This window comes from Bradyrhizobium manausense, assembly GCF_001440035.1.
Classification (GTDB): Bacteria; Pseudomonadota; Alphaproteobacteria; order Rhizobiales; family Xanthobacteraceae; genus Bradyrhizobium; species Bradyrhizobium manausense.
Window position 1 is genome coordinate 253,313 of sequence record NZ_LJYG01000062.1, and the last position, 10,633, is coordinate 263,945.

10 protein-coding genes are annotated in these 10,633 nt (G+C 64.4%); 4 read left to right on the forward strand and 6 right to left on the reverse strand.

From position 1 onward, the window contains the following. Positions 1 to 21: 21 nt before the first annotated feature. The 4 genes from AOQ71_RS16670 to AOQ71_RS16685 form a co-directional block, all read right to left on the reverse strand. Positions 22 to 1,632: a S53 family peptidase gene (locus AOQ71_RS16670; protein ID WP_057747984.1), complete on the reverse strand. Its 1,611-nt coding sequence runs from the start codon at positions 1,630 to 1,632 to the stop codon at positions 22 to 24. Positions 1,633 to 1,654: 22 nt separating this feature from the next. Further along, the gene (locus tag AOQ71_RS45135) at positions 1,655 to 2,827 is read right to left on the reverse strand and encodes a hypothetical protein (RefSeq protein WP_157083543.1); all 1,173 of its coding nucleotides are present in this window, start codon (positions 2,825 to 2,827) and stop codon (positions 1,655 to 1,657) included. Positions 2,828 to 3,013: 186 nt separating this feature from the next. Then, positions 3,014 to 4,597, reverse strand: coding sequence for a hypothetical protein (locus AOQ71_RS16680; RefSeq protein ID WP_057747990.1), 1,584 nt, complete (start codon positions 4,595 to 4,597; stop codon positions 3,014 to 3,016). Between the two features lie 61 nt (positions 4,598 to 4,658). Beyond that, a complete protein-coding gene (locus AOQ71_RS16685) occupies positions 4,659 to 6,476 on the reverse strand; it encodes a CHAT domain-containing tetratricopeptide repeat protein (protein ID WP_057747993.1) in 1,818 nt (605 codons plus the stop codon). Positions 6,477 to 6,751: 275 nt separating this feature from the next. Here AOQ71_RS16685 and AOQ71_RS16690 point away from each other — a divergent pair, with 275 nt between their 5' ends. The 4 genes from AOQ71_RS16690 to AOQ71_RS16705 all read left to right on the forward strand — a co-directional run bounded on the left by AOQ71_RS16690 (position 6,752) and on the right by AOQ71_RS16705 (position 9,059). Then, complete coding sequence (locus AOQ71_RS16690; protein ID WP_057747996.1) at positions 6,752 to 7,156, forward strand: DUF350 domain-containing protein; 405 nt, start codon at positions 6,752 to 6,754, stop codon at positions 7,154 to 7,156. Positions 7,157 to 7,173: 17 nt separating this feature from the next. Further along, positions 7,174 to 7,575 carry a hypothetical protein gene (locus AOQ71_RS16695; RefSeq protein ID WP_057747999.1) on the forward strand — a complete coding sequence of 134 codons (402 nt, stop codon included), beginning with the start codon at positions 7,174 to 7,176 and terminating at the stop codon, positions 7,573 to 7,575. A gap of 80 nt (positions 7,576 to 7,655) precedes the next feature. Beyond that, positions 7,656 to 7,895 carry a hypothetical protein gene (locus AOQ71_RS16700; RefSeq protein ID WP_057748002.1) on the forward strand — a complete coding sequence of 80 codons (240 nt, stop codon included), beginning with the start codon at positions 7,656 to 7,658 and terminating at the stop codon, positions 7,893 to 7,895. A 3-nt stretch (positions 7,896 to 7,898) separates the two neighbouring features. After that, the gene (locus tag AOQ71_RS16705) at positions 7,899 to 9,059 is read left to right on the forward strand and encodes a glutathionylspermidine synthase family protein (protein WP_057748005.1); all 1,161 of its coding nucleotides are present in this window, start codon (positions 7,899 to 7,901) and stop codon (positions 9,057 to 9,059) included. A gap of 66 nt (positions 9,060 to 9,125) precedes the next feature. Here the strand turns inward: AOQ71_RS16705 and AOQ71_RS16710 are convergent, their stop codons facing one another. Together AOQ71_RS16710 and AOQ71_RS16715 are read right to left on the reverse strand one after the other, a co-directional pair. Continuing rightward, positions 9,126 to 9,998, reverse strand: coding sequence for a CheR family methyltransferase (locus AOQ71_RS16710; protein WP_057748008.1), 873 nt, complete (start codon positions 9,996 to 9,998; stop codon positions 9,126 to 9,128). Beyond that, positions 9,995 to 10,633, reverse strand: a 639-nt coding sequence (locus tag AOQ71_RS16715) for a chemotaxis protein CheB (RefSeq protein ID WP_283809595.1), incomplete at its 5' end; no start/stop codon positions are given. The genes AOQ71_RS16710 and AOQ71_RS16715, both read right to left, overlap by 4 nt.

Here is a 10,633-nt window from a genome sequence, read left to right on the forward strand (position 1 = left end):
GGCGGGGTTTTCGTTTCTGGACTAGACTACGGCAACCGGAGCGGCGGTCAGAGCAGCGATGAGCTCAGCGGCCTTCGGCACGCCCAGTCCGGTGCAGGCATTCCAGCCGCGTCCGGCATCGTAGCCGGTGCCGTCGACACGGTTGTTGCCCTGCTCTATCGGCTTGAACAGTGTCGCATTGGCATAGAGCGCGGAATTGACGAAGCCGAGCGGAGTGTCGCGTCCGGCATTGGCAATCGCGATCAGCCCCGCCCAGAGCGGCGCGACCGCGCTGGTGCCGTCCTTGATCACCACGGCGCCATTGAGCACGACCTTGTAGCCCGGGTTGCCCGCCGCGGCGGCGGCGACGTCCGGAACGCCACGGCGCAGCGCACCGTCATTGACCGACGGCGGCAGTGCGAGGCCGGCTTGATAGGCCGGCACCGGGAAGACGTCGCTGATCCCGCCGCCGGTACCGCTGCTGCCGTCGCTCCAGACCACCTCACCGGCCGCAGCTCCCCCGCCGTCCGCAGGCTGTGTGCCACCGCAACCCAATGCGTACGGGCTCGAAGCGGGAAACCAGACATGCGCCTTGCCGTCATTCAGTCCGCCAGTCGCGAGTTGGTCGCCGGCAGCGAACAGCACCGTGACGTTCAATCGCTTGGCGTCCGCCAGCACGCCCTGCATCGCGTCGCGCGCCGAAGGGCTCCAGAACAGCTCCGCGCTGCCCCAGCTGACCGACAGCACCTGGGGTCGGTTGACATGATCGAAGATCGCCTGGCTTATCGCACCAACCAGGTTCCGGATATTGTTGCCGGCGAAGTAGACGACGACGCGCGCTTTCGGCAGCAAGCCTGCGATGATCTGAAGATCGAGCGCGATCTCCTCGTCCGCGACTGCATCGTGGCCGAACTGATTGCTGCCGGTCAGAGGTGCAGCCGCGCCGCCAGGCACGGCCGGCGCGATGGTAACGGCCTGATCGATCACCACAGGCGCCTCCCGTCCCATCGCCGTCAGCGCCTGGTCGAGATCGGTTTTGAGATAGCCGCCGCCAAGTGCGATGATGCCGACGCAGATTTTCGAGACGTCGCGGTCGAGTGGAATTCCGTACTGTGCGGCGACCTCCGTCGGCCAGAGCCCGGCACCGCCCCCAACGCCGGCCAGCGCGCGCAGGCGCGGCACCGGCCTGAACAGCGGCCGGTCCTCGAAGCCGAGGATTGCCCGCGTCCAAGGAGCGATTTCCTTTGGCACGAGCAACGGACCCACCCGCGTGCGGAAACGGCACCGGCCGTCATCATAGATGCGCAATGTGGCGCCGAGAATGTCGGTCAGCAGCCGCGCGGTCGCCTGCAGCGTGACGATGCGCTGTAACAGGTCGATATCGAGCACAGTGACGTGAAACTGCGCCGCCAGCTTCTTGATGCGAGCGGCGGCGCGGCCGTGGGTCCGGCGACGTTGCGCCGCGAGAGCCTGTCGCGTGATCGGTTTCGACAGCCGGGCAAGGTCCCCGGCGCTGCCCGGCTGGAATGTGTCGGGCGTGCGCCGCTTGAGATAGAACGTCAGCACGATACGTTCGTCGGGATCGACCTCGCCAACATGGATCGCGTCCGGCGGAGGGGCGCGATAGCTGCCGGCGAGCTCGACCCTTTGCATGGTCACCACACCGCCCGGTCGATCATTTGCCCTTGCAGTTGCGATTGAGCTTCGGCGGGTTCTGGGTGTCGTCGAGCGCGCAGAACGGAATCGACCAGACGAAGTCCGCCGAGGTCGCGATCTGCGACAGGCCGCTCATGCCCTGGAAGATCGGCGGCTGGCTGGAGAAGCTCCAGTACCAGCTCGGCTGGATCGGTCCGAGCGGGGCGCCATTGTCGTCAAATCCGGCGCCGCTGGTCGGCGCACCCTTGCTGTCCCAGGCGGCGCGGCCATGACACGTGATGCAGGAGGATTGATCGACGAAACCGTCCTCGGTCACCGAATTGCCGAGGCGAACGTCGAGCCCTGTGGCATCGGTGAAATCGGTCTGCGATCCCTTCAGACAATAATTGGCAAATGCCGGATCCCAATCGGCGGATGCGATCATCGCCGACAGCGCCGGCGTCTTCGCGCAATCGGGGTAACCTTGGCCCGGCTGCTGATTGGGCGCTACCGGGCTGGTCTGCGCGCCGAACGAGTCCCGGCAGCCGATGATGTCGCAGCGCCCGGGATTGAACTTGTGCTCGAAGGTGGCCCAGGTCCAGTTCGGCACTGCCTTGGAGATGATGTGCATCGACACGAAGGCATATTGCTTGCCGTCCGCGCCGGTGTTGACGTGGTACAATTTTGGCACATCGCCGATCGCGACCTTGCCGTTGGTGAAGGACGGAATGTCCGTCACCAGCTGCCAGTTCGCCTTCACCTCCATCGCGCCGACCGGGAACGTGATGGTCTTGCCGAACGCGGCGCGGAGGCCGGATATCTTGTACAGGTTGTTCTGGACGATGAAATCGAACGAGTCCTTGTTGCGACGGGATTCCTCCAGCACACCCTTGCCGGGCGGAATCGCCGGAAGCAGCTTGCCGGCCCGCTGCAGGGCGAAGCGGCCGAGCTCCGGCACCGCCGGTTCATGCAGCTGGAGCGGCACCGCCGTCGTCGGGAATTGCGGGTTCACCTTGAACGTATCGCTGTCGCTGGCCCAGGTCTCGAATAGCGCATTGTTGCCGCCGGCGCGCGTATTGACCTGGATGAAGAACTGCCAGGCGAGCTGATCCGGCGCATCCATCGCCGGATTGGGCACCGATTGTGCCGCAACGGGAATGGTACCAAGCAGAAGCCAACAGCAACCGAGCGCGTTCTTGACGGATGACCTCATCGTCGTTCTCCTCGAAGATTTCAGGGGCGATGCCTGAGAAATGACCGGAGATGCCGCTGCGGCGGCCTTGCCGTGCGGCAATACCATAGGTTGCAATTCACCTTACCGTCGATTCCAGATTTTCGTGTGAACGTGTTCACAGTCCGCAGCGATATTTGCGACGGAATTTTGCGATGAACCGCTCGGTTAGACGCTCGCGAGCACAGGACTTGCCATAACAGGCCTCTTGACCGGAACGCGCGAGGCGGCCTCGCGCAGCCAGGCCATGAAGGCGTAGCCGATGGTGAAGCCGAAGCCGAAGGTCGGCAGCACGAAAGACCAGACGAAGGTCCAGCCGGAGACGTTGTCGACGACCTCCATGACCGGCATCGGGCTGACCCGGTGGATCGCAAGCAGCACCCACAGCAGCACCGTCATGCCGCCGCCGAACACGAGTCCATCGCGCATCCGCCGCGTCTTGCGCGACCGCTTGCCCCAGGTCGAATCCTGCACCAGCAGCGCCGCCATCGCGGCGATCCCCCAGGGGAAGATCAGGACCGGCAGCTCGTGCAGGACGACGTCGAGATAGGGCCTTTGCGGAAACTGGTAGAAGTCGAACGCGGCCTGGACAGGGAAAAGGATCAGCGCGCCCCAGAGGCCGACCGTCAGAATGAAGCCGACGGGCAGCCGGCCGAAGATGGTCTCGTTCGCGAAGGCGTATTGCCGCTTGAAATAATACACCAGCCAGAAATTCACGATGAGATAGAGCGGCGTCATCAGCAGCGTCCGCATCATGCCGACATCCTGGTCTCCGGGCATGTGCACGATCTTGCCCGACCCGAGCAGCCAGGCCAGGCACCAGACGAAACCGAAGCCCGCCGCAACCGCGACGAATTTCGCGATGCCAGGCGGAGCCGGCTCCAGCGTGAAGCCGATCGCGCCAAGCCGCTGGCGGCTGCGGGCAAACGTCCATTCGCCGGCGAGCGCTGCGCGCGCGGCGAACAGCAGCAGATTGTTGAGCAGCGCATCCATGTCCTTGCGCAGATCCTCGAGCATGCATCCGGCCGCGGTCTGGGCGGCGAGCTGAAGCTGGCTGACCACGGTGTGGCGGGTCGAGAGCTTGTCGAGCGCCTGCCAGTCGTCAGGCTCGACATGGCTGTCCTCCATGATCGCACCGTAGATCTCGGTGCTGCTCTTGAGCACGCGGACGGTGCGGAAGCAGAGCGCGTCGTAGACCGCGAGCAGCTCCGCATAGAGATCGGAGTTGCGCTCCATGAAGCCCTCATGCTCGCAGGCCCAGCGCTCCAGGTGAAGCATCAGCGCGGAAATCTTGAGGAAGCGCGACTGGATCGCGGTCGATTGCGTGGCGCGGAAATCGTCGATCTGGTAGCCGACCCTGGACAGCTTGCGCTGCAGGCTCGGCATGTCATCCGGACCGACCTGGAAGGGAGCAGCGGCCAGCGCCTCGCGCAGCGCGAGCGCGGCGACAGGAATGCCGGCCAGTTCCTGGCAGAATTTGCGCCACGCCTTCGGCGCCACCGGAATGAGCCAGACGAACATCAAGAGCCAGACCGATGCGAGCGGCGACAATTTGTCGGGCAGAACGGCGTAGATCACCAGGAACGGCGTGATGAAGACGGCGAGGCCGAACAGGAACAGCGGCCGCGTCGTGAAGGAGCGCGTGCCTTTCATCGTATGGAAGCGGAACCAGTAGAACAGCACGACCAGAACCGGTCCACCGAAGGACTCGAAGATCGCATTCAAGGGATCGACGACATGAGCGATCTGCACGATGAACTCCTATTGCTAGGGTTCGCTGTTGAAAGGCGCGCCGGACTACACTCGCGAGAAATCACGCAGCCTGGGCGACCATCCTGGCCTTCTGGACCAGGAGATCGATATTGTCGGGGGCCAGCGCAATCGCGCTGTCCATATCGTTCTGGGCCTTCACCACGTCCTTGATCAGGGCATAGGCATTGGCGCGCGACACCAGATATTTCGGCTCGTTCTCGTTGGCCGCGATCGCCGTGCCGAACGCCTTGATCGCCTCCTCGACATAGCCGCGCTTGTCGTCGGTGCCGGCGGCGGTCATGCTGACGACGCCTTTGATCCAGTAAAACTCCGGGTTCTTCGGCTTCAGCTTGATCGCTTCGGTGATGTCGCTCAGTGCATTCTCGTAGAGACCGACCGTCACGTTGAAATTGGCTCTTCGCACGAAATATTCCGGCTTCGTAGGGTCGAGCTTGAGCATGTAGGCGAAGCTCGCCGCGGCCTTCGAGATCTGCTTCTGCTTGTGCTGGAGCGTGCCGAGATCGAAATAGACCTTTGCGAGCTGGGCCGAGAGCTCGGCATCGTCGGCCAGGAGACCGTGAAGCTCCTGTCCGCGCCGGGTCAGGTCCTCCAGCGCCTCGATCGTCGTCGGGGCAATCAGCAGCGCCTCCATGAACTCGTCGCGGCGCTGCTGCAGCATCTCCTTCGAGGGCCGCGCCGCCTCTGGCGGGGCCGCCTGCGGCTGCGGTGCTTCGACGTCGAAGATGCGGCCGTCGGGCGAGCGCATGTACAGGACCGGAATGCCCCACTCGACGCGGGACTTCTCCTGGATGAATTTGCGCGCGAGCGTCACCGCATCGTCGATCGGACGGTTGCGCGCAAGCGCGGCGTAAAACCCCTCCGACATCGAGATCGCGGCATTGTCGGTGATCGGAAACTGCATCGCCACCACGGCGGGCAGCCATCCCGTCTTCATCAAGCCGATCGCCGGATTGCCGAAGCGGTCGCCGACATTGATCCTGGCGCTCTCGCAGCAATTGAGCACGATCAGGCGCAGGCTGCGTCGTGCTCCCGTCAGCATCATCGCAAGGTCGGAGGCGAATTTCTTCACCGGCTTGCCGTCCTCGTCGACCATGACGACGAAGCCGGATGCCCCCGCGCCGGGCAAGGCTTCCTCGACCCCGCCATGCCCGATGAAGTGGAAGATATGCCACTCGCCTTCCAGCAGCTTCTTCATCAGGTCTTTGCCGGTCCCGCCGGGGACCCACTGGAAATCCACCTTGCCTGCGTGCTGGAGCGCATCGATGCCCTTGTTGATGCGGTCGCGCTCCTTGACGACGTTGAGCTTCGGCCATTCGCTGGTCGAGGGATCGGCGATCATGCCGAGAATGCGCAACGGTCCCTTGACGCCCATTCGGCCGACGCCGCCGGCGGTCTCGAGATAGCGCACGATGGGGCGCGTCAGGCCGACGAAGCGGGGCATGTCGTCTTCGTCGTAGAGATATTCCCAGGGCAGGCCGGCGAGGTCAGCGGCCTCGATGCGCAGCTTGATCCTCAGATCCTGCGCCGCGCCCTTGCTGCGCTCATAGATCCGCTGGATCGACGGCACGTCGATGAAGATGCTGCGAAACACGCCGCGACCAAAATCCTGCAGCACCTGCTCGCCGCGCGTGGTCGGGCCCTGGCTTTTCTTGTCGTCGATCTCGAGGACGGCGTTTTCAAGTTCGCCGCGCAGCTTGGCCAGTTCGCCGGGCGCGGAGAACCAGAACTTCACCTGGCTCTTCGGCGCCTCGCCGGCCGGCGACCTGACGACACGGCCGTAATATTGCTGAGGGCCGCCACCCACGGGCAGATCGGAGCCGATCTCGAGCTCGAAATCTTCGTATTCGGCAACGGGCATTTTGAGCCTCACTCAACAAGATTCTTGATCTGAACGAAGCATCCCTCGAATGAGCGCGGCCGATCAAAACTGACGGGCGGCGGCAGAACAATGACTCAGACTATCACACACAACCTCGAGACGCATTTGTGAAGCATGTCTCATGCGGCCCGAATTTTTGTGCGATGCCCGGGCGCAAGCGGTGCCGGTTCTTTCTGGGGATCGAACCTGCTCGCCCGGTGCCGCGACTAAGCGATCGTGCCAGAATTCCCGGCGCAACCGTCGGACCTCTCCCCATGATCCTGCAATCGCTCGCCGGCCTGCCCGCCTTCCTGGTCTATTTCTGCACCGGGCTGATCGCGATAGTGGCATATCTGTTCGTCTACACGCGGATCACGCCGCACAACGAGTTCCAGCTGATCCGGGACAACGACCCTGCCGCGGCGATCGCGCTCGGGCTCAGCCTGCTCGGCTTCGTGGCACCGCTGTTCAGCGCGATCGCCCATTCGGCCAACGTGCTGGACTGCATGGTCTGGGCTTTCATCGCGCTGATCGTGCAGGTCGCCGTGTTCTACATCGTCAAGATCCCGGTACCCGACCTGTCGGGGCGGATCGCCGCCGGCGAACTGGCTCCCGCCATCTGGCTCGGGTTGTCCTCGCTCGCCGCGGGCCTCCTCAACGCCGCCTGCATGATTTACTGACACGGTAGCGAACTGACATGGCCAACAAACCTCCCAGCCAGGAGTTCGGTAAGCGCCGTCCGCGCCTGCCAGCGGACTTGCCGCTACCGCCGCGGGAGCCGGTCAAGCGCTCGGGCCATGTCGCGCTGCTGGTGATGGGGACGATCGCGGTCGGCAGCACCGCCTTCACGCTGATGCCGCGGGGAAACTGCGATCCTACGCCTCCCGGGGCGTCGGTCGCCGGGACGACAGCGCAGACCAACACCAATTGCAGCAGCAGTTCTTCGGGCAGCGGCTCGCACTGGTCGTCGCGGTCGGGCTTCTACAGCAGCGACTCCTCCGGTCATTCTTCGTCGGGAGGCTCGTCCGATGCAGGCTCCGGCGGCGTCACGCGCGGCGGCTTCGGCTCGTTCGCGCATGCCTTTTCGGGCAGTAGCTGACACGCGCGGTTTTGAATTCAACGCCGCGCGCGAGCCTGCTTTAAGTAACCACTGCTCTAAATCGCGCGGGAGGACACATCATGAAGCGCTCGCGAAGGGTCATGCTCACGCTGATGGGAAGCGCGGCGGCCGGCGCCGTCTCGATGGGATTTGTGAACCGCGAGCGGCCCTGCGGCTCCGGCCTCGAAGCCGTTCCCGGCATCGGCGGCAAGCCCTATTGCCGGCCGAGCTATGGCGGCTTCGGCGGCACGCTGCATCGCATGCAGGGCGGCCATCCCGGCCACGGTCATGGCGGCGGTCATGGTCACGGCGGCGGCTGACACATGCAACGCATCCTTTGTCCCGAGCGCGACGACTGGCAACAGACTGCCGAACAATGCGGTTTCACCTTCCACACCATCGATGGCGAGCGCTATTGGGACGAGCGCGCCTACTATGCCTTCACGCTCGCCGAGATCGAGCGCGACATCGAGACGCCCACCGGCGAGATCGATGCGATGTGCCTCGACCTTGCCGGCCGCGTGATCGGAGACGAGCGCCATTTGCGCCGGCTCAAGATTCCGGAAGCATTTTGGGACCTCATCGCCGAGAGCTGGGAGCGCGACGACCGCAGCCTGTATGGCCGGCTCGACCTGAAATTCGACGGCGCCGGTCCCGCAAAGCTGCTCGAATACAATGCTGATACGCCGACCTCGATCTTCGAGGCCGCGGTGTTTCAATGGACCTGGCTCGAGCAGGCGATCGAGCGGCGCATCATCCCCGCGCGCGCCGACCAGTTCAACTCGATCCACGAGCGGCTGATCGCGGCGTGGAAGGACATCGCCTCGAACAAGCATCTGCACCTCACCGGCACCACCGCCAACGAGGAAGACGCCGGCACGCTCGCTTATCTCGAAGACACGGCGCGCCAGGCGGGCCTCTCCACGACGCTGCTCGACATTGAGGATATCGGCTGGCGCGACGAGGCAGGCGGTTTCGTCGACCTCGATAACCGCGACATGGAGCTGGTCTTCAAGCTCTATCCCTGGGAGTGGATGTTCCACGACGCCTTCGGGGCGAAGCTCAAGGGCGCGCCGACGCGCTGGATCGAACCGCCATGGAAGGCGTTGCTTTCCAACAAGGGCATTCTGCCCCTGCTCTGGGAGATGTTTCCAAACCATCCCAATCTGCTGCCGGCCTATTTCGAGGACGATCCGCGCGCCGCCGAGCTCGGCAGCTCCTATGTCCGCAAGCCGCTGCTGTCGCGCGAAGGCGCCAATGTCACGCTGGTGTCTGCCGGAATGTCACTCGACGAGCACGAAGGTCCCTACGGCGCCGAAGGCTTTATCCGGCAGGCGCTGGCGCCGCTGCCGAATTTTTCCGGCGTCTATCCGGTGATCGGAAGCTGGCTGGTGAACCACGAGCCGTGCGGACTTTCGATCCGCGAGGACGAGAGCCCGATCACGGGCAACAGCTCGCGGTTTCTGCCGCATGCGATTTTGTGAGAAACCCGAATGGTTATGGATGCCCGGCTCCGCGCTTGCGCGCGGCCCCGGAATGACGAGGAGAGTTCACCGCGCCGCGGCGATCTTCGGCGGCTGCGGCATCAAGCCGCCCATCGGGCGACCAGACCGCGCCGGATTGAGCTGGTAGAGCCCACGACGATCGGACACGGGACGGAATGCATCGGTGATGCCGACGACGGATTCGGCGGCACCCAGCAGCAGCGTGCCGTCGGCCTCCAGACCCTTCGCCATGCGCTCGAAAATCATGGCCTTGGTGTCCTGATCGAAATAGATCAGCACGTTGCGGCAGAAGATCACGTCGAACGTGCCGAGATGGGAGAAGTCCTGCAACAGGTTGAGCTGGCGGAATTGCACCATGGCGCGGACATCGGCATTGAGCTGCCAGACGTCGCTCGCTTGCGTGAAGTATTTCATCAGCAGCTGGATCGGCAGGCCGCGCTGCACCTCGAACTGGCTGTAGACGCCGGCCTTGCACTTCTCCAGCACTTCCTGCGAGAGGTCGGTCGCGACAATCTCGATGCGCCAGCCTGCGAGTGCCGCGCCCATCTCCTTCAGGCACATCGCGATCGAATACGGCTCCTGTCCCGTCGACGAGGCCGCCGACCAGATGCGCAGCGACTTGCGCGCGGCGCGGGCCTGGATCAGGCCGGGCACGATGCTGTCGCGTAAGTGATCGAACGGAATCTTGTCGCGGAAGAAGAACGTCTCGTTGGTGGTCATGGCCTCGACCACATCGGTGGCAAGGCGGCCGTCGCCGTTCCTGATCTTGACAACGAGATCGGGAATGCCGGCAAGGCCGGCCTTGCGGGCCAGCGGCAGCAAGCGGCTCTCGACCAGATATTGCTTGTCGGGCGAGAGATCGAGACCAGAGCGTTCTTTCAGGAATTTGCGCAGATAGTCGTAGTCCGCCGGCGTCACGTGCGGTCTCCCGCGAACAGGCGGTTGACCTTGGCGCCGATCTGGTTGAGCGGCAGGATCGCCGCGCAGATGCCGGCATGGGCGGCCGCACCGGGCATGCCCCAGACGACGCTGGAGGCTTCATCCTGCGCGATCACGCTGCCGCCGGCCGCGACGATGTCCTTGCCGCCGCGCATGCCGTCCGAGCCCATTCCGGTCAGGATCACGGAGAGAATGTTGCCGTGCCAGACATCGATGGCGGAGGTGAAGAGCGGATCGACCGCAGGCTTGCAGAAATTGACGGCGGGACCGTCGTCGAGCGCGATGGCGGCGTCCGCGCCATTGCGCACGACGCGCATGTGCTTGCCGCCGGGCGCGAGATAAATGCGACCCGGCTTCACCGGCTCGCCATCTACCGCCTCGGCCGCCGGCTTGCGGCTCGAACGCGCCAGGTGTTCGGCGAGAATGGTGGTGAAGGTCGGCGGCATGTGCTGGGTGATCAGCACGGGAAAACGGTCGATGACGGGGCCGAGCTCGGTGACGAGCGCCATCAGCGCCTGCGGGCCGCCCGTCGAGGAGCCGATCAGCAGCACCTTTGGTGCCTGGGTCGAGAACGGACGTGTGGAGAGCGACCCCGAAGGGGCGGGCGCGGCCGG